We start from the raw sequence: 25,668 nt of genomic DNA, 5'->3' as shown, positions 1-25,668 counted from the left end.
TCGACAAGGAAAGGGCGGTCTTCGGGCCGCCCTTTTTCGTTTCCGGGCAGCCGGGGACAGCCGCCAGCCGTGGTCATTTCAAAGCTGTTGCAAGCGCCATCGCGCCAACTAGTATAGGTTGCATTGCGGGAGCTTGCCGAAGAGTGGTTCCAGGGCGCGGTTTCGATGGGAAGGCATGGCGGGCACTGGTCCGTCTCGTGCTGTTGATGGCCGGGGTCTTTCCTGTCGTGGTGGCCCAGGCGCAGGAGCAGTCGCTGGATATCCCGCCGATGCGGTTTGCCGTCGTGCGCAGCAATGCGCCGGGCTGCGAGCCCAATTGTCCGGAATGGATATCGGCGGAAGGCACCATCGACGCTGGCACGCCGTCGTTGCTCAAGCGCACACTCAAGGCGCTCAAGGGCCGGCAATTGCCGGTGGTCGTCAATTCCCCTGGCGGCAACGTCGATGCTGCGGTGAGGCTCGGCCAGATGATCCGCAAGAACAAGCTCGATATCGCCGTTGGCACGACGGTGTTTTCCGGCTGCGAGCCGCAGATGAAGAATTGCAGGGATAACCAGGGCAAGGGCGCCGACTATTTCGGCATGGCCTATGACGACGGCGCCATGTGCAATTCTGCTTGCCCGCTGATGTTTTCCGGCGGCGTGCGCCGCGTTGTCGGGGAGTTCGCCTATCTCGGCGTTCACCAGGTCACCACCACCTACAGGCGCGAGAAGCTGCTCTACCGGACCACCTATCGGATCGTGAACGGCAAGAAGAAGATCATCAGCACCAAGGTCGTCAGCCGCAAGAACGCGGGCAGCTACAAGACCTACGAAATGAGCAAGGCGGTCGAGAAGAGGCTTTCGGCGTATCTGCAGGGCATGGGGATAGGCGAAGGCGTTTTCACAACGATGAAGAACACGCCTGCCAGTGAAATCCATCAGCTGGTTCTCGAAAACATGCTCCGCATGAACCTCGTCACCTCCCTCGACGCCGTCGAGCTTTTCACCGGGGAAACCATCTGCAAGGCAAACCCGATGCCGGCGAATTGCCGGGAGATACCGGCCGACAAAGAGGCGACGCCGGCCAATCTCCCGACCGCTCAGGCAAAACCCGCTCTCCCTCCGCCGGCCGAGGCCACGACGCCGAAGGAGGCCGACATGCGCTTCGTGTTTGTCCGCGGCAGCAACCCGCTCTGCAATCCCGACTGTCCGGAATGGATCTCGGCGGAGGGCTCGATCACCGCGCGGACGCCGGAAAAGCTTAGACAGGCTCTCGATGCCATCGCCGGCCGGCGGCTGCCTATCGTCATCAACTCGCAGGGCGGCGATATCGAGAGCGCGCTTGCCGCTGGCAGGCTGATCCGGGAACGCAAGCTCGATGTCGTTGTCGCCCACACGGATTTCTTGGATTGCGATCCCTCGGCGGAGTGCCTGGCCAAGGATGGCGTCCACACCGGGCTCACAATCGAATCCGAAGGCGAATGTGCTTCGGCCTGTCCGATCATGGTTGCCGGTGGTGTCAGGCGTTTCATCGGGCCTGCCGTGCGCCTCAGCGTGAGTTCCGTTGGGCTCGGGGACAAGGTCAAGGCGTATCTCGAGCAGATGGCGATCGGACCCGGCCTGTTCGACGCCATGCAGCTCTCGTCATCCAAACGGCGGCTCTATCAGCAGGCGATACTGAAATTCGGGCTGGCGACCGGGCCTCAGTCCGCCGACGAACTGACGGGCGCCACCATATGCAGATCGGTTCCGAGGCCGGACAATTGCCGGCTCGTGCCGTCAGCCAACGCCGAAGCCGACATGCCGGCCAGATTGTGACGCCGCGTGTGTTGAACTGGCTATCGAGGCAGGTTGAGGCAGGTCGGGTCTTTCCGCTACCGTCTGGTGATCGAGGACAAGATGACCGCCATGCGCAAGGATGTTCCGACACTTTACGAATGGGCCGGCGGCAGCGACGCGCTGAACCGGCTGACGCGGACCTTTTATGACAAGGTGGCAAAGGATCCGGTCGTCGGGCCGGTGTTCAAGGCGATGTCGCCGGATCATCCCGCCCATGTCGCGGCCTTCATCGGCGAGGTCTTTGGTGGACCGAAGACCTACAGCGAAAAGTTCGGCGGCCACCGCGAGATGGTCATGCATCATCTAGGCAAGCATTTGACCGAGGAACAGCGCCGCCGCTGGATCAACCTGCTCGCCGACGCCGCAGACGAGGTCGGCTTGCCCGACGATCCCGAATTCCGTTCGGCCTTCATGGGCTATGTCGAATGGGGATCGCGGCTGGCCAAGATGAATTCCAATCTGGACGAGACCTGCGATCCCGGGACCGAGCCGATGCCGGCCTGGGGCTGGGGCGTGCCTGGCGGCCCGTACACGCCACCGGCCGGGAAATCGTAATCACAGCAGTTCCGAACAGGCCGAAGCGGCGGCCAGTCATCAGTGGTCCGGATTTGGCATGGGGGATGAAGGCGCGTTTGCGTGCAAACCACTCTTTACACAGAGCCCGGAAGCTTTTAGGAAGCCCCTGCTGCGCCGAGGCGCGCACGATACGGGCATAGCTCAGTTGGTAGAGCGGCGGTCTCCAAAACCGCAGGTCGTAGGTTCGAGCCCTGCTGCCCGTGCCATTTCCGAAATGGCCATCAGAAGCGATATTTTGCAGGCCGCCCTTTGAAAATCGGCGACACGCTTGCCATATTAGCCCGATTGGGGCATAAGGGCGCCATAGCCGGGACGGAACGACTGGATGGTTCCGAGGCGGCGTTTGGTCATAAAGCGGACACTTGCCACTTGCGTGGATCAAGAATCGGTTTTATGTAGACGGAACAGGCACGCGACGCGTGGAGCTGGGAAGCCGGCTTTACGCGTCTGATTTGCATGGGCGAAATGATTGCGCTGATTCGGCGCGAGACTGGGCTCAGGCGGCACGTCCCGGCCAGCGGGATCATCCAGGAGACCCGGCCAACGGGTCTTGAAGACAGGCGGCATATGGCTTCGAAAACCACAAATCCTTTCGTCTTTCTCCAGCAGGTTCGCTCGGAGACCGCCAAGGTGACTTGGCCGTCGCGGCGCGAAACGATGATCTCGACGGTGATGGTTCTGGCCTTCGCTGTGATTGCGATGATCTTTTTCTTTAGCGCCGATCAGTTGATGGGCCTCGCGATCGAACAGATTCTGGGCATTGGACGCTAAGTCCGGCGATTACGGAGAAGTCTAAAAAAATGGCTGCGCGCTGGTACATCGTTCACGCTTATTCGAACTTTGAAAAGAAGGTCGCCGAGGACATCGAGAACAAGGCCAAGCAGAAGGGCCTGTCCGCCGATATCGAGCAGATCGTGGTGCCGACCGAGAAGGTCGTCGAGGTTCGTCGTGGCCGCAAGGTCGATGCCGAGCGCAAGTTCTTCCCGGGGTACGTGCTCCTGAAGGCCAACCTGACCGATGCCGTGTTCTCCTTGGTGAAGAACACGCCGAAGGTCACCGGCTTTCTCGGCGACTCCAAGCCGGTGCCGATCACCGAGGCGGAGGCGCAGCGCATCCTGAACCAGGTGCAGGAAGGCGTCGAGCGGCCGAAGCCCTCGGTCACGTTCGAGATCGGCGAGGCGATCCGTGTTTCGGATGGTCCTTTCGCGTCGTTCAACGGTTTCGTCCAGGAAGTGGACGAGGAGCGGGCGCGGCTCAAGGTGGAAGTTTCGATCTTCGGGCGCGCCGTGCCCGTCGATCTGGAATTCGGACAGGTCGAAAAGGGCTGATCCGAAATCCCCCGATGTTCGGCCGGCGGCGCCGGTTCGGCGATCGGGGGGGGGGGCGGTGCGGAAACGCACGGCCTGAGAACGGTGGGAGGCGAATGTGGCTTTAGCCGGCCACGCGAACCGCACCACCAGACTGCAACCGCCGGTGTTTTCCCTGATGTTGGGACCGGCATAGACAAAGGCAGGAAAAGAGATGGCTAAGAAAATTGCAGGCCAGCTCAAGCTCCAGGTTTCCGCGGGTTCGGCTACGCCGTCGCCCCCGATCGGCCCGGCGCTTGGTCAGCGTGGCATCAACATCATGGAGTTCTGCAAGGCGTTCAACGCGCAGACCCAGGAAATGGAAAAGGGATCGCCGGTTCCGGTCGTCATCACCTACTATCAGGACAAGTCGTTCACCTTCGTCATGAAGACGCCGCCGGTGAGCTACTTCCTGAAGAAGGCCGCGAACCTGAAGTCGGGCTCGAAGGAGCCGGGCAAGGTCAAGGCTGGCACCGTTTCGCGCGACAAGGTGCGCGAAATCGCGACCGCCAAGATGAAGGATCTGAACGCAAACGACGTCGAGGCGGCCATGCGCATGGTCGAGGGCTCCGCCCGCTCGATGGGTCTGGAAGTGGTGGGCTGAGATCATGGCAAAGATTGCAAAGCGTGTATCGAAGACCCGCGAAGGCATCGATCCCAACAAGGCTTATGCCCTGGGTGAGGCGCTGAAGCTGCTCAAGGACCGTTCCTCGGTCAAGTTCGACGAGACAGTCGAAGTTGCCATGAACCTCGGCGTCGACCCGCGCCATGCCGACCAGATGGTCCGCGGCGTGGTCAATCTGCCGAACGGCACCGGCCGCTCGGTTCGTGTCGCCGTGTTCGCCCGTGGCGACAAGGCCGAGGAGGCCAAGGCCGCCGGCGCCGACATCGTCGGCGCGGAGGATCTGGTCGAGATCGTCCAGAAGGGCACGATCGATTTCGATCGCTGCATCGCCACTCCGGACATGATGCCGCTGGTCGGCCGTCTCGGCAAGGTGCTCGGCCCGCGCGGCATGATGCCGAACCCGAAGGTCGGCACCGTCACCACCGACGTCGCCGCCGCCGTCAAGGCATCGAAGGGCGGCGCGGTCGAGTTCCGTGTCGAGAAGGCCGGCATCGTTCATGCCGGCGTCGGCAAGGTCTCGTTCGACGTCAAGGCGCTCGAAGAGAACATCCGTGCCTTCGCCGATGCGGTGACCAAGGCAAAGCCGGCTGGCGCCAAGGGCAACTACGTCAAGAAGGTGTCGGTCACCTCGACGATGGGCCCGGGCCTCAAGCTCGATGTCGCGACGCTCGCTGCGTCCTGATTAAGACCATTTGGATCGGCCGCTGGAAGGCCGATCCGTGATTGAATTCCGGGCCCCGGATTTATCCTGGGCCCGGTGCCGGAAGTCGAAAGGCTTCCGGACATCCTGTCCGAGATTGCAGGCGGCCCAAAAGCCTTAATTCATGTGGGCCTGCATGAGACGGGTGAAGACCCGACAACGGAGCAAGTGCTCCAATGAAAGGTTCGAACCGTGTTTGCCTTTTGTCTGCGCATCGTCGGCTTGCCGGCGGTGTGGCGAAAGGGGGCAGGATCCTCGAGCGTCGTTCGGGAGATCCGTTACTGGATGGCCCGGCCGGCAAAAGGCAACCCGACGCCTGTCCTCGAAATAGGGCAGGGGTCAACTGGAGATAGGCAGTGGACAGAGCGGAAAAACGCGAACTCGTCACGGGCCTGAACGAAGCGTTCGGAAACGCAGGTTCAGTCGTCGTGGCCCACTATGCCGGTATCACCGTCGCGCAAATGAACGACCTTCGGTCGAAAATGCGCGCTGCCGGTGGCACCGTTAAAGTCGCGAAGAACCGTCTCGCCAAAATCGCTCTTCAGGGCACGGACTCCGCATCGATCATTGATCTGTTCAAGGGACAGACGCTGATTGCTTATTCGGAGGATCCGATTGCGGCGCCGAAGGTCGCGTCCGATTTCGCCAAGGGAAATGACAAGCTTGTCATTCTCGGCGGCGCTATGGGCACCACCTCGCTCAACGCCGACGGTGTGAAGGCACTCGCCACACTTCCGTCGCTCGATGAGCTGCGCGCCAGGTTGGTTGGCATGATCGCCACGCCGGCCACCCGGATCGCCCAGATCGTCAATGCGCCAGCGGCCTCGGTCGCGCGCGTCATCGGCGCTTACGCCCGGAAGGACGAGGCGGCATGAGGCCGTTCCTCGCTATCAAAAACACACGTTCGAACCTAACGAAGGAATACAACAATGGCTGATCTCGCAAAGATCGTAGACGACCTTTCGAAGCTGACCGTCCTCGAGGCGGCCGAGCTGTCGAAGCTTCTGGAAGAAAAGTGGGGCGTTTCGGCTGCTGCTCCGGTGGCGGTTGCCGCTGCTGGCGGCGCTGCCGCTGCTGCTGCTCCGGCCGAGGAAAAGACGGAATTCGACGTCGTCCTCACCGACGCCGGCGCTCAGAAGATCAACGTCATCAAGGAAGTCCGCGCCATCACCGGTCTTGGTCTCAAGGAAGCCAAGGACCTGGTCGAAGCGGCTCCGAAGCCGGTCAAGGAAGGCGTTTCCAAGGCCGACGCCGACAAGTTCAAGGCCCAGCTGGAAGCAGCCGGCGCCAAGGTCGACCTGAAGTAAGCGTATAAGCGGCGGGCGGCCTCGCGCCGTCCGCCACTCCCTTCGCCTGGAGGGAGGACGCGTAGCGCGAGATGTACGAGAACCTCTTTCCTGAGGGCCGCAACCGGCCTTCAGGAAACGGGTTTTCTCCCGTTTTAGCCGGCCGCCGACAAGCAGTTCGTTGGGCGGACGGAGAACAGACAGAGAGCCGCCGCCCAGGCGGCTCGGTATGCAAGGCGGACCGCGGCGAGGTCCGTCCCGAGTTTTGAGCTAAGGAGCGACGATGGCCCAGACCCAGACTTTCAATGGCCGCAGACGCGTACGCAAGTTCTTCGGAAAGATTCCGGAAGTTGCGGAGATGCCGAACCTGATCGAGGTTCAGAAGGCGTCCTATGACCAATTCCTGATGGTGGACGAGCCCAAGGGCGGGCGTCCGGACGAGGGACTGCAGGCTGTTTTCAAGTCGGTCTTCCCGATCTCCGATTTTTCCGGCTCCTCGATGCTGGAGTTCGTGAAGTACGAGTTCGAAGGACCGAAATTCGACGTTGACGAATGCCGTCAGCGTGACCTGACCTATGCCGCGCCACTGAAGGTGACGCTGCGCCTCATCGTGTTCGATATTGACGAGGATACCGGCGCCAAGTCGATCAAGGACATCAAGGAGCAGGACGTCTACATGGGCGACATGCCGCTCATGACCTTGAACGGCACCTTCATCGTCAACGGCACCGAGCGCGTCATCGTCTCGCAGATGCACCGTTCGCCGGGCGTCTTCTTCGACCACGACAAGGGCAAGTCGCACTCGTCGGGCAAGCTTCTGTTCGCCGCGCGCGTCATTCCTTATCGCGGCTCCTGGCTCGACATCGAGTTCGATTCCAAGGACGTCGTGCACGCCCGCATCGACCGCCGCCGCAAGATTCCGGTGACGTCGCTGCTGATGGCGCTCGGCATGGATGGCGAAGAGATTCTGTCGACCTTCTACAACAAGATCAGCTATGTGCGCGCCGGCGACCACTGGCGCATTCCGTTCAACGTCGAGCGCTTCCGCGGCCTCAAGGCCGTCGGCGACCTGGTCGACGCCGATACGGGCGAGGTCGTTGTCGAAGCCGGCAAGAAGATCACCGCCCGTCAGGCGCGCCAGCTTGGCGAGAAGGGTCTGAAGGCGATCAAGGCGACCGACGAGGATCTGCTCGGCAACTATCTGGCCGAGGACATCGTCAACTACGCAACCGGCGAGATCTTCCTCGAGGCCGGTGACGAGATCGACGAAAAGACGCTCAAGGTGCTGCTCGGCACCGGCGAGCAGGAGATCAAGATCCTCGACATCGACCACGTCAATGTCGGCGCCTATATCAGAAACACGCTCGCCGTCGACAAGAACGAGAGCCGCCAGGACGCACTGTTCGACATCTATCGTGTCATGCGCCCCGGCGAGCCGCCGACGCTCGAGACCGCCGAAGCCATGTTCAACTCGCTGTTCTTCGACAGCGAGCGCTATGACCTGTCGGCTGTCGGCCGTGTCAAGATGAACATGCGCCTCGAGCTCAAGGCCGAGGACACCGTGCGCGTTCTGCGCAAGGAAGACATCCTGGCCGTGGTCAAGACGCTGGTCGAACTGCGCGACGGCAAGGGCGAGATCGACGACATCGACAATCTCGGCAACCGCCGCGTGCGTTCCGTCGGCGAGCTGATGGAGAACCAGTACCGCGTCGGCCTGCTGCGCATGGAGCGCGCGATCAAGGAGCGTATGTCCTCGATCGAGATCGACACGGTCATGCCGCAGGATCTGATCAACGCCAAGCCGGCGGCCGCCGCCGTGCGCGAGTTCTTCGGTTCCTCGCAGCTGTCGCAGTTCATGGACCAGACCAACCCGCTGTCGGAGATCACCCACAAGCGCCGCCTGTCGGCGCTTGGACCGGGCGGTCTGACCCGCGAGCGTGCCGGCTTCGAGGTGCGCGACGTGCACCCGACGCATTACGGCCGTATCTGCCCGATCGAGACGCCGGAAGGTCCGAATATCGGTCTGATCAACTCGCTGGCCACCTTCGCGCGCGTCAACAAGTACGGTTTCATCGAGAGCCCGTACCGCAAGATCGTCGACGGCAAGCTGACCAATGACGTCGTCTATCTCTCGGCGATGGAAGAAGCCAAGCACCATGTCGCGCAGGCCAATGCCGAGCTCGACAAGAATGGTGGCTTCGTGGACGAGTTCGTCATTTGCCGCAGTGCCGGCGAAGTGATGATGGCGCCGCGCGAAAACGTCGATCTGATGGACGTTTCGCCCAAGCAGATGGTGTCGGTGGCCGCGGCCCTGATCCCGTTCCTCGAGAACGACGACGCCAACCGCGCGCTGATGGGCTCGAACATGCAGCGTCAGGCCGTGCCGCTGGTGCGCGCCGAGGCGCCGTTCGTCGGCACCGGCATGGAGCCGATCGTCGCCCGTGACTCGGGCGCCGCCATCGGCGCTCGCCGTGGTGGCATCGTCGACCAGGTGGACGCGACGCGTATCGTTATCCGCGCCACCGAGGATCTCGATCCGGGCAAGTCCGGCGTCGATATCTACCGGCTGATGAAGTTCCAGCGTTCGAACCAGAATACCTGCATCAACCAGCGTCCGCTGGTGCGTATGGGTGACCGGGTCAACAAGGGTGACATCATCGCCGACGGTCCGTCGACGGAGCTCGGTGATCTGGCACTCGGCCGCAACGTGCTGGTCGCGTTCATGCCGTGGAACGGCTACAACTACGAGGACTCGATCCTGCTCTCCGAGCGTATCGTCGCCGACGACGTCTTCACCTCGATCCACATCGAGGAGTTCGAGGTCATGGCGCGCGATACCAAGCTCGGTCCGGAGGAAATCACGCGCGACATTCCGAACGTTTCGGAAGAAGCGCTGAAGAACCTCGATGAAGCCGGCATCGTCTATATCGGCGCGGAAGTGCAGCCGGGCGACATCCTGGTCGGCAAGATCACGCCGAAGGGCGAAAGCCCGATGACACCGGAAGAGAAGCTTCTGCGCGCCATCTTCGGCGAAAAGGCTTCCGACGTGCGCGACACCTCGATGCGCATGCCTCCGGGCACTTTCGGCACCGTCGTCGAGGTGCGCGTGTTCAATCGCCACGGTGTGGAGAAGGACGAGCGCGCCATGGCGATCGAGCGCGAGGAGATCGAACGCCTCGCCAAGGACCGTGACGACGAGCAGGCCATCCTGGACCGCAACGTCTACGCGCGTCTTTCCGACGTGCTCGTCGGCAAGGAAGCGATCGCTGGACCGAAGGGCTTCAAGAAGGGCTCGACGCTGTCGAAGGATACGCTCGACGAGTATCCGCGTTCGCAATGGTGGCAGTTTGCCGTGGAGAACGAAAAGCTCCAGAGCGAACTGGAAGCCCTGCGTGGCCAGTACGACGACTCCAAGAAGGCGCTCGAACAGCGCTTCATGGACAAGGTCGAGAAGGTGCAGCGCGGCGACGAAATGCCTCCGGGCGTCATGAAGATGGTCAAGGTCTTCGTGGCGGTGAAGCGCAAGATGCAGCCGGGCGACAAGATGGCCGGCCGTCACGGCAACAAGGGTGTCGTGTCGCGCATCGTTCCGGTCGAGGACATGCCTTTCCTCGAGGACGGCACGCATGCCGATATCGTGCTCAACCCGCTGGGTGTGCCGAGCCGCATGAATGTCGGCCAGATCCTGGAAACGCATCTGGGCTGGGCTTGCGCAGGCATGGGCAAGAAGATCGGCGAGCTGATCGACACGTACAAGGCGGCCGGCGACATCAAGCCGCTGCGCAAGACGCTGGAAAGCTTCATGCCGGCCAATGACCGCAACGAGCCGATCCGTGAGTATGACGACGAGAGCATTGTTCGCCTCAGCGAGCAGATGCGCCGCGGCGTCTCGATCGCGACCCCGGTGTTCGACGGCGCGCACGAGGCTGACATCAACATCATGCTGGAGCAGGCGGGCCTGCACACCAGCGGTCAGTCGCAGCTCTATGACGGACGCACGGGCGAGCCGTTCGATCGCAAGGTGACGATGGGCTATATCTACATGCTCAAGCTTCACCACCTGGTGGACGACAAGATCCATGCGCGTTCGATCGGTCCGTACTCGCTCGTCACCCAGCAGCCGCTGGGCGGCAAGGCGCAGTTCGGTGGCCAGCGCTTCGGCGAAATGGAGGTCTGGGCGCTGGAAGCCTATGGCGCCGCCTACACGCTGCAGGAAATGCTGACGGTGAAGTCGGACGACGTCGCCGGCCGCACCAAGGTCTACGAGGCGATCGTCCGCGGCGACGACACCTTCGAGGCCGGCATCCCGGAGAGCTTCAACGTGCTCGTCAAGGAAATGCGGTCTCTCGGCCTCAATGTCGAGCTGGAGAACACCAAGCTCGACGACAACCCTGTCCGGCTGCCCGACGCGGCTGAGTAAGGCTACGGCGCGCCGCACGAAGTTGCGGCGCGCCAAACGAATTCGACGGCCAGTGGCCGACAAAGACGGCGGGCGTTTGGCCCGCGTTAGATGCAAGGGGTTTTCGAGGACCCCGAAAAGGAGAACGGCATGAACCAAGAGGTCATGAATCTCTTCAATCCGCAGGCGCCTGCGCAGGTGTTCGATTCCATCCGGATCTCACTGGCCAGCCCTGAGAAGATTCTGTCCTGGTCGTTCGGCGAGATCAAGAAGCCGGAGACCATCAACTACCGCACCTTCAAGCCGGAGCGTGACGGTCTGTTCTGCGCGCGCATTTTTGGCCCGATCAAGGACTATGAGTGCCTGTGCGGCAAGTACAAGCGCATGAAGTACAAGGGCGTCATCTGCGAGAAGTGCGGCGTCGAAGTCACGCTGTCGCGCGTCCGTCGCGAGCGCATGGGCCATATCGAGCTCGCCGCTCCCGTCGCTCATATCTGGTTCCTGAAGTCGCTGCCCTCGCGCATCGGCACTCTGCTCGACATGACGCTGAAGGATATCGAGCGTGTCCTCTATTTCGAGAACTACATTGTCACCGAGCCTGGCCTCACCGCGCTGAAGGAGCACCAGCTGCTCAGCGAGGAAGAGTACATGATCGCCGTCGACGAGTATGGCGAGGATTCCTTCACCGCCATGATCGGCGCCGAGGCCATTCATGACCTCCTGGCCGGCATGGACCTGGAGAAGATCGCCGGCGACCTGCGTTCGGAACTGGCTTCGACCACGTCCGAGCTGAAGCAGAAGAAGTATCTGAAGCGGCTCAAGGTCGTCGAGAACTTCATGGAATCCGGCAACCGTCCGGAATGGATGATCATGAAGGTGGTCCCGGTGATCCCGCCGGACCTGCGCCCGCTTGTCCCCCTGGACGGCGGTCGTTTCGCCACGTCCGACCTGAACGATCTCTACCGCCGCGTCATCAACCGCAACAACCGTCTGAAGCGGCTGATCGAACTGCGCGCGCCCGGCATCATCGTGCGCAATGAAAAGCGCATGCTGCAGGAAGCCGTCGACGCGCTGTTCGACAACGGCCGTCGCGGCCGCGTCATCACTGGCGCGAACAAGCGTCCGCTGAAGTCGCTGTCCGACATGCTCAAGGGCAAGCAGGGCCGGTTCCGCCAGAACCTGCTCGGCAAGCGCGTCGACTATTCCGGCCGCTCGGTCATCGTCACCGGTCCCGAGCTCAAGCTGCACCAGTGCGGCCTGCCGAAGAAGATGGCGCTCGAACTGTTCAAGCCCTTCATCTACGCCCGTCTTGACGCCAAGGGTTATTCCTCGACCGTCAAGCAGGCGAAGAAGCTGGTCGAGAAGGAGCGTCCGGAGGTCTGGGATATTCTCGACGAGGTCATCCGCGAGCACCCGGTTCTCCTGAACCGCGCGCCGACGCTGCACCGCCTCGGCATCCAGGCGTTCGAGCCGATCCTGATCGAAGGCAAGGCGATCCAGCTGCACCCGCTGGTCTGCACGGCCTTCAACGCCGACTTCGACGGTGACCAGATGGCTGTTCACGTGCCGCTGTCCCTGGAAGCGCAGCTTGAAGCCCGCGTGCTGATGATGTCGACCAACAACATCCTGCACCCGGCTTCCGGCGCGCCGATCATCGTGCCGTCGCAGGACATGGTTCTGGGTCTCTACTATCTCTCGATCGTCAACCAGAACGAGCCGGGCGAGGGCATGGTGTTTGCCGACATGGGCGAACTCCAGCACGCGCTCGAGACCAAGGCGGTGACCCTGCACGCCAAGATCAAGGGCCGCTTCCGCACGGTCGACGCCGAAGGCAAGGTCGTGTCGAAGATCCATGACACCACGCCTGGCCGCATGATCATCGGCGAGCTTCTGCCGAAGAACGTCAATGTGCCTTACGAGACCGCCAACCAGGAGATGACCAAGAAGAACATCTCCAAGATGATCGACACCGTCTACCGCCATTGCGGTCAGAAGGAGACGGTCATTTTCTGCGACCGCATCATGGCGCTCGGTTTCGCTCATGCCTGCCGTGCCGGCATTTCGTTCGGCAAGGACGACATGCTGATCCCGGATAGCAAGATCAAGTTGGTCTCCGACACCGAGGCTTTGGCCAAGGAATACGAGCAGCAGTACAATGACGGTCTGATCACGCAGGGCGAGAAATACAACAAGGTCGTCGACGCCTGGGCCAAGTGCTCGGAAAAGGTCGCCGACGAGATGATGGCCCGCATCAAGGCGGTCGAGTTCGAGGACAATGGCCGTCAGAAGCCGATGAACTCGATCTACATGATGTCGCACTCCGGTGCGCGTGGCTCGCCCACCCAGATGCGTCAGCTCGCCGGCATGCGCGGCCTGATGGCCAAGCCGTCGGGTGAAATCATCGAGACGCCGATCATCTCGAACTTCAAGGAAGGCCTGACCGTGCTCGAGTACTTCAACTCGACCCACGGCGCCCGCAAGGGTCTGGCCGACACCGCCTTGAAGACGGCGAACTCGGGTTACCTCACCCGCCGTCTGGTCGACGTGGCGCAGGACTGCATCGTCAACTCCGTGGATTGCGGCACCGACAAGGGCCTCACCATGCAGCCGATCGTCGATGCCGGTCAGGTCGTTGCTTCGGTCGGCCAGCGCGTGCTGGGCCGCACCGCGCTCGACGACATCAACCATCCGGTGACCGGCGACCTGCTGGTCAAGGCCGGAACGCTGATGGACGAGCGCGACGTGGAACAGATCGAAAAGGCCGGCGTCCAGTCCGTCCGCATCCGCTCGGCACTGACCTGCGAGGTCAGGGTTGGCGTGTGCGCGGTCTGCTACGGACGCGATCTGGCGCGCGGCACCCCGGTCAACCAGGGTGAAGCCGTCGGCGTCATCGCGGCGCAGTCGATCGGCGAGCCGGGCACCCAGCTCACCATGCGTACCTTCCACATGGGCGGTACCGCGCAGGTGGTGGACAGCTCGTTCCTTGAAGCCTCCTATGAGGGCAAGGTCGAGATCCGCAACCGCAACGTGGTGCGCAACTCCGACGGCCAGCAGATGGTCATGGGCCGCAACATGGCGGTTCTGATCCTCGACGAAGCCGGCAAGGAGCGCGCCACGCACCGTGTCACCTATGGTTCGCGTATCTTCGTGGACGATGGCGACAAGGTGAAGCGTGGACAGCGTATCGCCGAGTGGGATCCCTACACCCGCCCGATCCTCACCGAAATCGAGGGCAAGGTGGCGTTCGAGGATCTGGTCGACGGTATTTCCGTCCAGGAAACGGCCGACGAGTCGACCGGCATCACCAAGCGTGAGGTCATCGACTGGCGTTCGACGCCGCGCGGCAACGATCTGAAGCCGGCGATCGTCGTTCAGGACGCCAAGGGCAAGGTCGGCAAGCTGTCGAAGGGTGGCGATGCCCGCTTCCTGCTCTCGGTCGAGGCCATTCTCTCGGTCGAGCCGGGTGCGCAGGTTCGTCCCGGCGACGTGCTGGCGCGTATCCCGATGGAAAGCGCCAAGACCAAGGACATCACCGGCGGTCTGCCGCGTGTTGCCGAACTGTTCGAGGCACGTCGTCCGAAGGATCACGCCATCATCGCCGAGATCGATGGCACGATCCGCTTCGGCCGCGACTACAAGAACAAGCGCCGCATCATTATCGAGCCGCATGACTCGACGCTCGAGCCGGTCGAATACCTGATCCCGAAGGGCAAGCCGTTCCATCTCCAGGACGGTGACGTCATCGAGAAGGGCGACTACATCCTCGACGGCAATCCGGCGCCGCACGACATCCTGGCGATCAAGGGCGTGGAGGCACTTGCGTCCTACCTCGTCAATGAGATCCAGGAAGTCTACCGCCTGCAGGGCGTTTCGATCAACGACAAGCACATCGAGGTGATCGTTCGCCAGATGCTGCAGAAGGTCGAGATCACCACGCAGGGCGACTCGACCTACATTCCGGGCGACCACGTCGACGTGATCGAGCTGGAAGAGGTCAACGAGCGTCTGATCGAGGACGGCAAGAAGCCGGCCGAAGGCCAGCCGGTGCTGCTCGGCATCACCAAGGCCTCGCTGCAGACGCCGTCCTTCATCTCGGCCGCCTCCTTCCAGGAGACGACCAGGGTGCTGACGGAAGCCGCGGTTGCCGGCAAGACCGACATGCTGCAGGGCTTGAAGGAAAACGTCATCGTCGGCCGGCTGATCCCGGCCGGTACCGGCGGCACGATGAGCCAGATCCGGCGCATCGCCACCTCGCGCGACGAACTGATCATCGACGAGCGCCGCAAGGCCTCCGGTGTGGAAGTCGCCGAGCCGATGCTGGCCGATATGACAACCGCCGCGCAGTAAGCGCGGCGGGAGCAATTCCAGGAAAAGTGTAAAACGGTTTTCCGTCCGGAATTGCGCCAGAAAAAGTAAGAAATCTCAGGCAACAGGGCCGTCGGGGCAATCCGGCGGCCTTTTTGTTTTCCGGGGCGTGGCGAAGTTGATATCCATGGCGGCAAGAGAGGTCCACGCGTTCCGACCCTTCCGCGTTCGCTTTCGATCGGAGAAGAAAACGATGAGCAGGAAAACCTGGGCTGCTGTCGACGACTACATCGTCGATGCCCTGTTCGAGGCGGATTCCGCCCTCGACGCTGTTCTGGCGACCAATCGTGACCAAGGTTTGCCGCCGATCGACGTCTCGCCGGCGCAAGGCAAGCTGCTTTCGCTTCTTGCACGAATTCATGGAGCAAAGAAGATCCTCGAAATCGGCACGCTGGGCGGTTACTCCACGATCTGGATGGCGCGTGCCTTGCCCACGGATGGCAAGGTCATGACGCTTGAACTCGATCCGCACCACGCCAGGGTCGCGGGGGCGAATTTTGTCCGTGCGGGCGTGTCGGAACGCGTGGAAGTGCGGGTCGGGCCGGCCCTTCAGTCGCTTGCGGCGCTAAGCGCCGAGAATGCCGGGCCGTTCGATCTCATCTTCATCGATGCCGACAAGCCGAACAACCCGAACTACCTGTCCTGGGCCGTGCGGCTTTCGCGGCCGGGGACGGTGCTTATCTGCGACAATGTCATCCGCGATGGCGCGGTGATCGAAAAGGGTGGCCGTGACGCCAATGTCGTGGGCGCGCGGGCGGCGTTCTCATTCATCGGCGGCGACAAGCGCCTCGATGGTACCGCCATCCAGACAGTCGGCGCCAAGGGTTATGATGGCTTTGCGATTGCGATTGTCGAATGAAACCGCAAGCCTGATCTTGAGGGATGTTATTCAGATGAGCGAGGCAGCTCTTTGGAGCCGGATCGACAAGGGTCGAGAGCGCATGAGCTTTGCGCAGCGAAGGCTCTGGGACACGATCAGCATCGATTCGGAACAGTGGATTCACCGGACCTCGGCTGGCGATGATCGTCGCATCTGGTTGTAGCGCTGATCGGCCGAACCGTGATCTCATACAACGACGCCGAACACGGTTTCGACCGTTCAAATTTCGTTCGGTATGGCGAGATTGCCCAGCTTGGCTGGGTCAATTGGAATTCGGACGTCGCACCGCACCGATCGTCTCCGGGCCTAAGCCAGGAACATATCCCGGCCAAGGTTCATGATAGCAATGCAGACCTTTTCCCGTTCAATTCAGTCAAAAAACGCCTCGACCACGTTGCGCTTGCCGAGCATGAAGGCGTCGGCGACATGCTGTAGTGGCGCGAGATCGACGTCCGAGGCGCCGGCGCGGACGATCTCCGCGAAACGCTTGTAGAGCATCGGGTATTCCGCCTCCGGCTCGTCATGGACGACACGGCCGTCAATGGCGAGCTTCGAGCCACCACCGGAAAGCACCATCTTGCCTGCATCCGTGTCGGCCAGGATGTCCCAGCTTTGCGGGCCGGTCTGCAGCCAGTCGAGGTCCATCGTCACCGGCAATCCGTTCGAGGTGCGGAAGTTGACTTGCGCCGCGACCGGGGCAGCGCGGTTTTCGGGAAAGTCGAGCACGGCCGAGGTGATGAACATCGCCGGCAGGATGTGGGTCACGATCGACAGCGCGTTGATGCCGGGATCGAAGACCCCGAAGCCGCCCGGCGCCCAGATCCACTCCTGGTTCGGATGCCAGCGGCGTACGTCTTCCTTCCAGACGATCGCTGCCGAGCGGATCCGGGTCGATGCGAGAAAGCTGCGTGCGGCCTCCACCGCCGGCGCATAGCGGGAATGCCAGCTGGCGAACAGGGAGACGCCGTTTTTCGCGGCCAGCACCTTCAGGTCCTCGACCTCGCTGACCGTGGCGCCAGGCGGCTTTTCAAGGAAGACATGTTTCTTCGCCTCGAGCGCGGTGCGCGCGGCATCGTAACGGAACTGCGGTGGCATGCAGAGCGAGACGGCCTCAAGCTCCGGCACCGCGTCTAGCATCGCCTCGATGGTGGGAAAATTCGGGATGCCGTCGACCTTGCCGTGCCGGCTTGCCGCGGCGGCGAGGCGATAGTTCTGGTCCTTGGCCAGGGTCGGCAGGTGCTGGTCGCGCACGATCTTGCCGACGCCGACGATGCCTATCTTGATGGGATTGCTGTTCGAGGACATGGGGGCTCCAGAATGGGAAGGGCAGATTTTTCCAGGCGTGAGACGGCAGCCGGGCAAGTTGCAGTGGATGGAGCGTCGGTCCGGCCGACGTCAGCCGCGTCCGGACCTGGTTCTCAGATCGGTTCTTCGAAGGTGACGATCGACACTTCACCTTCGAGGGCGCCCTGGTAGGCGGACAGATGCGGCTCGTCATCGGGCACGCCTTCCATGTCGCCGATCTGGTCGAGCTCAGCCTCCGCGTAACCTTCCGCGGCAAGCGATTCGAGAGCGCGGCGCACCGCCGAATCGTCATCGGGAGCGACCAGCATGACATGCACGCCTTCCACTTTGCCGCCTTTGCGCTTCCACACCCGGCCGGTAATGATGGTGACCGGGCGTTCTTCATTGTCGTTCACGGACTGATTCCTCCTGGCAAGGGGCAGGCGAGGGGATTTTGAGTTGCTCAGGCGGCTTTTCGCATGAAGCGAGGTCGCGCAAAAGCCAAAAGCCGGTCACTTTCTTCCTCGACCTTGCAAATTGGCGAAAGAAAATTACATGCGGTTTTCGCATGGCTGCCAAGCCAGGGCTTCAGTGCAATATTTGCCGTTGCGGGGTTGACGCTTCGCGGGCTTGCGAGTAGAAGCCGCCCAGTCAGAACCGATGTGAGGCTCTCCTTTCCGAAGCGACACGCTTTGGAGTTTGCTTCAAACAGGGTTCGTTTTACGAGCGAAAAGACATTTCCGGCGTGCATGAAGCGGCTTCCGCTTCCTCTGCCATTTGTTCGGGCAAGACCGCGAAGCGCGGTTTGTGGCCCGAATTTGCGTATGGAAATGACGCTTTGAGCGGCCCTGACCGGGCGAGACACGGAATTGAGAGACAAGAGGGTTTAATGCCTACCGTCAACCAGCTGATCCGCAAGCCGCGCATTGCGCCGGTGAAGCGCAACAAGGTCCCGGCCATGCAGCAGAACCCGCAGAAGCGGGGCGTCTGCACGCGCGTCTACACGACGACGCCGAAGAAGCCGAACTCGGCGCTGCGCAAGGTGGCCAAGATCCGCCTGACCAATGGTTTTGAGGTGATCGGTTACATCCCCGGCGAAGGTCACAACCTTCAGGAGCACTCCGTGGTCATGATCCGCGGCGGCCGCGTCAAGGATCTTCCGGGCGTCCGCTACCACATCATCCGTGGCGTGCTCGACACGCAGGGTGTGAAGAACCGCAAGCAGCGCCGTTCGAAATACGGTGCGAAGCGTCCGAAGTAAGGTTTTCCGGCTTCGGCGCTTTTTTGACTGCGCCGGGCTATGAGAGATTGAGAGACAAAAGCCATGTCCCGTCGTCACAGTGCAGAAAAGCGTGAGATCAACCCGGATCCGAAGTTCGGCGATCTGATCGTTACCAAGTTCATGAACGCCGTCATGTATGATGGCAAGAAGTCGGTCGCCGAGACCATCGTCTACGGCGCGCTCGACCAGGTCCAGTCGAAGACCAAGCAGGAGCCGGTCACCGTCTTCCATCAGGCGCTCGACAACGTCGCGCCGCATGTGGAAGTGCGTTCGCGCCGCGTCGGCGGCGCTACCTACCAGGTTCCGGTCGACGTGCGTCCTGAGCGCCGCCAGGCATTGGCCATCCGTTGGCTGATCGCGGCTGCTCGCAACCGCAACGAGACCACCATGGTCGACCGCCTCTCGGGCGAGCTGATGGATGCGGCCAACAACCGTGGCACCGCCGTCAAGAAGCGTGAAGACACCCACAAGATGGCTGAAGCCAACCGCGCTTTCGCACACTACCGCTGGTAAAGCGCGAACAGGACTGAGAGGCAGCTACGATGGCCCGCGAATACAAAATCGAAGACTACCGCAATTTCGGTATCATGGCGCATATTGACGCCGGCAAGACGACGACCACCGAGCGCGTCCTCTATTACACGGGCAAGTCGCACAAGATCGGCGAAGTGCACGACGGCGCCGCCACCATGGACTGGATGGAGCAGGAGCAGGAACGCGGCATCACCATCACGTCCGCGGCCACCACGACCTTCTGGAAGGGCCGTGACGGCAAGATGCGTCGCTTCAATATCATCGACACCCCCGGACACGTTGACTTCACCATCGAGGTCGAGCGTTCGTTGCGCGTGCTCGACGGCGCCATCGCGCTGCTTGATGCCAATGCCGGTGTCGAACCGCAGACGGAAACCGTCTGGCGCCAGGCCGACAAGTACCGCGTGCCGCGCATGATCTTCTGTAACAAGATGGACAAGATCGGCGCCGACTTCTACCGCTCGGTCGAGATGATTGGTTCGCGCCTCGGTGCGCAGGCTGTCGTCATGCAGCTGCCGATCGGCGCCGAGACCGAGTTCAAGGGTGTCGTCGACCTCGTGGAGATGAACGCGCTTGTCTGGCGCGACGAGACCCTGGGCGCTGCCTGGGACATCGTCGAGATCCCGGCCGACCTCAAGGCCCGTGCCGAGGAATACCGCGAGAAGATGATCGAAGCCGCCGTCGAAATGGACGAGACGGCCCTCGAGAACTACCTTGAAGGCAGGATGCCGTCGAATGACGAGATCCGCTCGCTGATCCGCAAGGGCACGATCGCGGTCAAGTTCTTCCCGATGTTCTGCGGCTCGGCCTTCAAGAACAAGGGCGTGCAGCCGCTGCTCGACGCCGTTGTCGAATACCTGCCGTCGCCGGCCGACGTTCCCGCCATCAAGGGTGTCGATGCCAAGACCGACGCCGAGATCGAGCGTCATGCGGTTGACGACGAGCCGCTGTCGATGCTCGCCTTCAAGATCATGAACGACCCGTTCGTCGGTTCGCTGACCTTTGCCCGCATCTATTCGGGCAAGCTCACCAAGGGCATCTCGGTCGACAACACCGTCAAGGGCAAGAAGGAGCGCATCGGCCGCATGCTGCAGATGCATGCGAATTCGCGCGCCGACGTCGAGGAAGCTTTCGCTGGCGACATCGTTGCCTTGGCGGGCCTCAAGGACACGACCACCGGCGACACGCTGTGCGATCCGCTGCACCCGGTCATCCTCGAGCGCATGGAATTCCCCGATCCGGTCATCCAGATCGCCATCGAGCCGAAGACCAAGAACGACCAGGAAAAGATGGGCCTCGCCCTTCACCGCCTGGCTGCCGAGGATCCGTCCTTCCGCGTCAAGACCGATGAGGAAAGCGGCCAGACCATCATCTCCGGCATGGGCGAACTGCACCTCGACATCATCGTCGACCGCATGCGCCGCGAGTTCAAGGTCGAAGCCAATGTCGGCGCTCCGCAGGTGGCCTATCGCGAGACGATTACCCGCAAGCACGAGCAGGACTACACCCACAAGAAGCAGACCGGCGGTACCGGCCAGTTCGCCCGCGTGAAAGTTGTGTTCGAGCCGAATGCCGAGGGCGAAGACTTCGTGTTCGAGTCCAAGATCGTCGGCGGCGCCGTGCCGAAGGAATACATTCCGGGTGTCGAAAAGGGCATCCAGAGCGTCATGGGCGCTGGTCCGTTCGCGGGCTTCCCGATGATCGGCGTCCGTGCGACGCTGATCGACGGCGCCTACCACGATGTCGACTCCTCGGTCCTGGCCTTCGAAATCGCGTCCCGCGCCTGCTTCCGTGAAGCCGCACCCAAGCTTGGCGTGCAGCTGCTCGAGCCGATCATGAAGGTCGAGGTGGTGACACCGGAAGACTATGTCGGCAGCGTCATCGGCGACCTGAACGGCCGTCGTGGCCAGATCCAGGGCCAGGAAGCGCGTGGCGTGGCCGTCGTCATCAACGCGATGGTGCCACTCGCCAACATGTTCAAGTACGTCGACAACCTGCGCTCGATGAGCCAGGGCCGCGCGGCCTACACGATGCAGTTCGATCACTACGAGCCGGTTCCGACCGCGGTCGCCCAGGAAGTCCAGAAAAAGTACGCGTAACTCGAAAGAGCTGCCGCGGTAACGCAATTCAAAGCCCGCATGGGCGAGCAGGAAATGGAGACATCACATGGCAAAAGGTAAATTCGAGCGCACTAAGCCTCATGTGAACATCGGCACGATTGGTCACGTTGATCATGGCAAGACGTCGCTGACGGCGGCGATCACGAAGTATTTTGGCGAGTACAAGCGCTACGACCAGATCGATGCGGCGCCGGAAGAGAAGGCGCGTGGCATCACGATCTCGACGGCCCACGTCGAATACGAGACGGCCAACCGCCACTACGCCCATGTCGACTGCCCCGGCCACGCCGACTATGTGAAGAACATGATCACCGGTGCCGCGCAGATGGACGGCGCGATCCTGGTCGTTTCGGCCGCCGACGGCCCGATGCCGCAGACCCGCGAGCACATCCTGCTCGCCCGTCAGGTCGGCGTGCCTTCGATCGTGGTGTTCCTGAACAAGGTCGACCAGGTCGACGACGCCGAGCTGCTCGAACTGGTCGAGCTCGAGGTTCGCGAGCTTCTGTCGAAGAACGAATTCCCCGGCGACGACATTCCGATCGTCAAGGGTTCGGCGCTGGCCGCTCTTGAGGATTCGAACAAGACGATCGGCGAGGACGCGATCCGCGAGCTGATGGCTCAGGTCGACGCCTACATCCCGACCCCGGTTCGTCCGCTGGACAAGCCGTTCCTGATGCCGATCGAGGACGTGTTCTCGATCTCGGGCCGTGGCACGGTCGTGACCGGCCGCGTCGAGCGCGGCGTGGTCAAGGTCGGCGAGGAACTCGAGATCATCGGCATCCGTCCGACGACCAAGACGACCTGCACGGGCGTGGAGATGTTCCGCAAGCTGCTCGATCAGGGCCAGGCTGGCGACAACATCGGCGCGCTGCTGCGCGGCGTTGATCGTGAAGGTGTCGAGCGCGGCCAGGTTCTGGCCAAGCCGGGCACGGTGAAGCCGCACAAGAAGTTCGTGGCCGAAGCCTACATCCTGACCAAGGACGAAGGTGGCCGTCACACGCCGTTCTTCACCAACTACCGCCCGCAGTTCTACTTCCGCACGACCGACGTGACCGGCATCGTGTCGCTGCCGGCTGGCACCGAGATGGTGATGCCTGGCGACAACATCACGGTCGATGTCGAGCTGATCGTGCCGATCGCCATGGAAGAGAAGCTGCGCTTCGCCATCCGTGAAGGCGGCCGCACCGTCGGTGCCGGCATCGTCGTCACCATCAAAGAGTAATTTGGACTTAAACCGATCTGTCGCGGGCGCGGAAGTTGCCCGCGCCGCGCCAGAACAAGGAAGTGACGCATGAACGGACAGAATATCCGCATCCGCCTGAAGGCGTTTGATCACCGCGTGCTCGACGCCTCGACGAAGGAAATCGTGTCGACGGCCAAGCGCACCGGCGCAAACGTCCGCGGCCCCATTCCGCTGCCGACGCGGATCGAAAAGTTCACGGTCAACCGGTCGCCTCACGTCGACAAGAAGAGCCGCGAGCAGTTCGAGATGCGCACGCACAAGCGTCTGCTCGACATCGTCGATCCGACCCCGCAGACCGTCGATGCTTTGATGAAGCTCGATCTGGCCGCCGGCGTCGACGTCGAGATCAAGCTCTAAGGGAATGAGAGCGCGGTAAGGGGCGGTGCCCCTGGCCCGGAACTCTAAAGGAATTGAACCGATGCGTTCAGGTGTGATTGCAAAGAAGGTGGGAATGACCCGCATCTACAACGATGCCGGGGAACATGTTCCCGTCACTGTTCTCCAGATGGAGAACTGCCAGGTCGTGGCGCAGCGCACGCAGGAGAAGAATGGCTACACCGCCGTTCAGCTCGGCGTTGGCCTCGCCAAGGTGAAGAACACGTCGAAGGCGATGCGCGGCCATTTCGCGACCGCTTCCGTCGAGCCGAAGGCGAAGGTCGCCGAGTTCCGCGTCTCCGCCGACAACATGATCGATGTCGGCGCCGAGATCACCGTCGAGCACTTCGTCGCCGGCCAGAAGGTCGATGTGACGGGCACGACGATCGGCAAGGGTTTTCAGGGCGTCATCAAGCGCCACCACATGGGTGGTGGCCGCGCGACGCACGGTAACTCGGTCTCGCACCGTACGCACGGTTCGACCGGCCAGCGCCAGGACCCCGGCAAGGTGTTCAAGGGCAAGAAGATGGCCGGTCATATGGGCGACACCCGCGTCACCACGCAGAACGTCGAGATCGTCTCGACCGATGCCGACCGCGGCCTGATCCTGATCCGCGGAGCGGTTCCCGGATCGAAGGGCGCCTGGATCCTGGTCCGCGATGCGGCCAAGGTGGCACTGCCGGCCAATGCGCCGAAGCCCGCCGCGATCCGCCCAGTTGCAGCAGGAAGTGCTGCTAAGAACGAGGCTCCGGCCACAGAGGGAGCGGAATAATGGATCTCAAGATCACAACGCTTGGCGGCAAGGACGCCGGCAAGGTGAAACTCTCCGAGGAGATTTTCGGCCTTGACCCGCGCGAGGACATCCTGCAGCGCGTCGTGCGCTGGCAGCTTGCCAAGAAGCAGCAGGGCACGCACAAGGCCAAGGGCCGCGCCGAAATCGCGCGCACCGGCGCCAAGATGTACAAGCAGAAGGGTACGGGCCGCGCCCGTCACCACTCGGCACGCGCTCCGCAGTTCCGCGGCGGCGGCAAGGCCCACGGCCCGGTCGTTCGCAGCCACGAGCACGACCTGCCGAAAAAGGTGCGTGCTCTGGGCTTGAAGCATGCTCTCTCGGCCAAGGCCAAGAGCGCGTCGATCATCGTCATCGACGAGCTGAAGCTGACCGAGGCCAAGACCAAGGCGCTGATCGCGAATTTCGCGACGCTGGGCCTGAGCAATGCCCTGGTGATCGGTGGTGCCGAGCTTGACAAGAACTTCAAGCTGGCCGCGACCAACATCCCCAACATCGACGTGCTGCCCATCCAGGGCATCAACGTCTACGACATTTTGCGCCGCGGCACGCTGGTCCTTTCCAAGGCCGCCGTCGAGGCTCTCGAGGAGCGCTTTAAATGACCGACCTTCGTCACTACGACGTGATCGTCAGCCCGGCGATCACCGAAAAGTCGACCATGGCTTCCGAGCAGAACCAGGTCGTCTTCAACGTCGCCAAGAAGGCGTCGAAGCCGGAAATCAAGGCCGCCGTCGAAGCGCTGTTCGGCGTCAAGGTGATGGCCGTGAACACGCTTGTCCGCAAGGGCAAGATCAAGCGCTTCCGCGGCACGATCGGCCGCCAGAGCGACGTCAAGAAGGCGATCGTGACGCTGGCCGACGGCCAGTCGATCGACGTCGCGACGGGTCTCTGAGCAAGGCCGCGAGGACAGAACAATGGCACTGAAAAAATTCAACCCGGTAACGCCGAGCACCCGTCAGCTGGTCATCGTCGACCGCTCGGGCCTCTACAAGGGCAAGCCCGTCAAGGGTCTGACCGAGGGCCTGACCAAGTCGGGCGGCCGCAACAATTACGGCCGCATCACCGCCCGCTTCATCGGCGGTGGTCACAAACGTTCGTACCGCATCATCGACTTCAAGCGCCGCAAGTTCGACGTCGTCGGCACGGTCGAGCGCATTGAATACGATCCGAACCGCACCGCTTTCATCGCGCTGATCAAGTACGACGATGGCGAGCTGTCCTACATCATCGCCCCGCAGCGCCTTGCCGCCGGCGACAAGATCGTGGCTGGCGAAGCGGTCGACGTGAAGCCGGGCAATGCGATGCCGCTGGCATCGATGCCGGTCGGCACGATCGTCCACAACATCGAGCTGAAGCCGGGCAAGGGCGGCCAGGTTGCCCGTTCGGCTGGCGGTTACGCCCAGCTCGTCGGTCGCGACCAGGGCATGGCGATCCTGCGCCTCAACTCGGGCGAGCAGCGTGTCGTTCACGGCTCCTGCATGGCCACGGTCGGCGCCGTGTCGAACCCCGACCACGGCAACATCAACGATGGCAAGGCCGGCCGCACGGTTTGGCGCGGCAAGCGCCCGCACAATCGCGGCGTGACCATGAACCCGGTCGACCATCCGCACGGCGGTGGTGAAGGCCGCACCTCCGGTGGCCGTCATCCGGTCAGCCCGTGGGGCAAGCCGACCAAGGGCAAGAAGACGCGGTCCAACAAGGCGACCGACAAGTTCATCCTGCGCTCGCGCCATCAGCGCAAGAGCTAAGAAGAGGTAACGCCAAGTGACTCGTTCTATTTGGAAAGGCCCCTTCATCGACGGCTACCTTCTCAAGAAGGTGGACAAGGTTCGTGAAGGTGGTCGCAATGAGGTGATCAAGATGTGGAGCCGTCGCTCCACCATCCTGCCGCAGTTCGTCGGCTTCACCTTCGGTGTCTACAACGGCCAGAAGCATGTTCCCGTTTCGGTGAACGAGGACATGGTCGGTCATAAGTTCGGTGAATTCGCTCCGACGCGGACTTATTACGGTCACGGCGCGGATAAGAAGGCGAAGAGGAAATAA

23 protein-coding genes and 1 tRNA gene are annotated in these 25,668 nt (G+C 62.2%); 22 read left to right on the top strand and 2 right to left on the bottom strand.

Translation table 11 applies throughout. The features are described from left to right. Window positions 1-143 precede the first annotated feature (143 nt). The 12 genes from EB231_RS21795 to EB231_RS21740 all read left to right on the top strand — a co-directional run bounded on the left by EB231_RS21795 (window position 144) and on the right by EB231_RS21740 (window position 15,976). Window positions 144-1,799: a COG3904 family protein gene (locus EB231_RS21795; protein WP_172350642.1), complete on the top strand. Its 1,656-nt coding sequence runs from the start codon at window positions 144-146 to the stop codon at window positions 1,797-1,799. A 90-nt stretch (window positions 1,800-1,889) separates the two neighbouring features. Continuing rightward, entirely contained in the window at window positions 1,890-2,375 is a 486-nt protein-coding gene (locus EB231_RS21790; RefSeq protein ID WP_172352982.1) for a group II truncated hemoglobin, read from the top strand. A 151-nt stretch (window positions 2,376-2,526) separates the two neighbouring features. Continuing rightward, window positions 2,527-2,602: transfer RNA gene (locus EB231_RS21785), tRNA-Trp, on the top strand. A 361-nt stretch (window positions 2,603-2,963) separates the two neighbouring features. After that, on the top strand, window positions 2,964-3,167 hold the full coding sequence (gene secE, locus EB231_RS21780) for a preprotein translocase subunit SecE (RefSeq protein WP_010909260.1): 204 nt from the start codon (window positions 2,964-2,966) through the stop codon (window positions 3,165-3,167). A gap of 29 nt (window positions 3,168-3,196) precedes the next feature. Then, window positions 3,197-3,724, top strand: a complete 528-nt coding sequence (gene nusG, locus EB231_RS21775; protein ID WP_010909261.1) for a transcription termination/antitermination protein NusG — start codon at window positions 3,197-3,199, stop codon at window positions 3,722-3,724. 193 nt (window positions 3,725-3,917) lie between these two features. Further along, the gene (gene rplK / locus EB231_RS21770) at window positions 3,918-4,346 is read left to right on the top strand and encodes a 50S ribosomal protein L11 (RefSeq protein WP_010909262.1); all 429 of its coding nucleotides are present in this window, start codon (window positions 3,918-3,920) and stop codon (window positions 4,344-4,346) included. Between the two features lie 4 nt (window positions 4,347-4,350). Beyond that, complete coding sequence (gene rplA, locus EB231_RS21765; RefSeq protein ID WP_172350641.1) at window positions 4,351-5,049, top strand: 50S ribosomal protein L1; 699 nt, start codon at window positions 4,351-4,353, stop codon at window positions 5,047-5,049. A 374-nt stretch (window positions 5,050-5,423) separates the two neighbouring features. Next, window positions 5,424-5,942 (top strand): 50S ribosomal protein L10, encoded by a 519-nt coding sequence (gene rplJ, locus EB231_RS21760; protein ID WP_019857958.1) that lies wholly within the window; start codon window positions 5,424-5,426, stop codon window positions 5,940-5,942. Window positions 5,943-5,996: 54 nt separating this feature from the next. After that, window positions 5,997-6,374: a 50S ribosomal protein L7/L12 gene (gene rplL / locus EB231_RS21755; RefSeq protein ID WP_010909265.1), complete on the top strand. Its 378-nt coding sequence runs from the start codon at window positions 5,997-5,999 to the stop codon at window positions 6,372-6,374. Window positions 6,375-6,636: 262 nt separating this feature from the next. Next, window positions 6,637-10,773: a DNA-directed RNA polymerase subunit beta gene (gene rpoB / locus EB231_RS21750; protein WP_172350640.1), complete on the top strand. Its 4,137-nt coding sequence runs from the start codon at window positions 6,637-6,639 to the stop codon at window positions 10,771-10,773. A 129-nt stretch (window positions 10,774-10,902) separates the two neighbouring features. After that, entirely contained in the window at window positions 10,903-15,099 is a 4,197-nt protein-coding gene (gene rpoC / locus EB231_RS21745) for a DNA-directed RNA polymerase subunit beta' (RefSeq protein ID WP_056568394.1), read from the top strand. Window positions 15,100-15,310: 211 nt separating this feature from the next. Beyond that, on the top strand, window positions 15,311-15,976 hold the full coding sequence (locus tag EB231_RS21740) for an O-methyltransferase (RefSeq protein WP_172350639.1): 666 nt from the start codon (window positions 15,311-15,313) through the stop codon (window positions 15,974-15,976). 390 nt (window positions 15,977-16,366) lie between these two features. Here EB231_RS21740 and EB231_RS21735 read toward each other — a convergent pair whose 3' ends face one another. Then, window positions 16,367-17,302, bottom strand: coding sequence for a Gfo/Idh/MocA family protein (locus EB231_RS21735; protein WP_172350638.1), 936 nt, complete (start codon window positions 17,300-17,302; stop codon window positions 16,367-16,369). Between the two features lie 113 nt (window positions 17,303-17,415). Continuing rightward, complete coding sequence (locus tag EB231_RS21730) at window positions 17,416-17,697, bottom strand: transcriptional regulator (RefSeq protein WP_172350637.1); 282 nt, start codon at window positions 17,695-17,697, stop codon at window positions 17,416-17,418. Window positions 17,698-18,170: 473 nt separating this feature from the next. Between EB231_RS21730 and rpsL the strand changes: the two genes are divergently transcribed. The 10 genes from rpsL (at window position 18,171) to rpsS (ending at window position 25,668) form a co-directional block, all read left to right on the top strand. Further along, window positions 18,171-18,542: a 30S ribosomal protein S12 gene (rpsL, locus tag EB231_RS21725; protein ID WP_006333356.1), complete on the top strand. Its 372-nt coding sequence runs from the start codon at window positions 18,171-18,173 to the stop codon at window positions 18,540-18,542. Between the two features lie 63 nt (window positions 18,543-18,605). Further along, window positions 18,606-19,076, top strand: coding sequence for a 30S ribosomal protein S7 (gene rpsG, locus EB231_RS21720; RefSeq protein WP_008875664.1), 471 nt, complete (start codon window positions 18,606-18,608; stop codon window positions 19,074-19,076). A 29-nt stretch (window positions 19,077-19,105) separates the two neighbouring features. Then, window positions 19,106-21,196 (top strand): elongation factor G, encoded by a 2,091-nt coding sequence (fusA, locus tag EB231_RS21715; protein WP_172350636.1) that lies wholly within the window; start codon window positions 19,106-19,108, stop codon window positions 21,194-21,196. 67 nt (window positions 21,197-21,263) lie between these two features. Beyond that, entirely contained in the window at window positions 21,264-22,439 is a 1,176-nt protein-coding gene (gene tuf, locus EB231_RS21710; protein ID WP_010909256.1) for an elongation factor Tu, read from the top strand. 69 nt (window positions 22,440-22,508) lie between these two features. Continuing rightward, window positions 22,509-22,817: a 30S ribosomal protein S10 gene (gene rpsJ, locus EB231_RS21705; protein WP_010909272.1), complete on the top strand. Its 309-nt coding sequence runs from the start codon at window positions 22,509-22,511 to the stop codon at window positions 22,815-22,817. Window positions 22,818-22,878: 61 nt separating this feature from the next. Further along, a complete protein-coding gene (gene rplC / locus EB231_RS21700) occupies window positions 22,879-23,607 on the top strand; it encodes a 50S ribosomal protein L3 (RefSeq protein WP_095775810.1) in 729 nt (242 codons plus the stop codon). Next, window positions 23,607-24,227 (top strand): 50S ribosomal protein L4, encoded by a 621-nt coding sequence (gene rplD / locus EB231_RS21695; RefSeq protein ID WP_019857964.1) that lies wholly within the window; start codon window positions 23,607-23,609, stop codon window positions 24,225-24,227. Before rplC ends, rplD begins: the two co-directional genes overlap by 1 nt. After that, the gene (locus tag EB231_RS21690) at window positions 24,224-24,517 is read left to right on the top strand and encodes a 50S ribosomal protein L23 (RefSeq protein ID WP_010909275.1); all 294 of its coding nucleotides are present in this window, start codon (window positions 24,224-24,226) and stop codon (window positions 24,515-24,517) included. The genes rplD and EB231_RS21690 overlap by 4 nt, the downstream gene beginning before the upstream one ends. A 22-nt stretch (window positions 24,518-24,539) precedes the next feature. Next, entirely contained in the window at window positions 24,540-25,373 is an 834-nt protein-coding gene (gene rplB, locus EB231_RS21685; RefSeq protein ID WP_010909276.1) for a 50S ribosomal protein L2, read from the top strand. Between the two features lie 16 nt (window positions 25,374-25,389). Then, complete coding sequence (rpsS, locus tag EB231_RS21680; protein ID WP_006205463.1) at window positions 25,390-25,668, top strand: 30S ribosomal protein S19; 279 nt, start codon at window positions 25,390-25,392, stop codon at window positions 25,666-25,668.

Source organism: Mesorhizobium sp. NZP2298 (assembly GCF_013170825.1).
In the GTDB taxonomy this organism is placed as follows: Bacteria; Pseudomonadota; Alphaproteobacteria; order Rhizobiales; family Rhizobiaceae; genus Mesorhizobium.
This window is presented reverse-complemented; position numbering and strand designations above follow the sequence as displayed.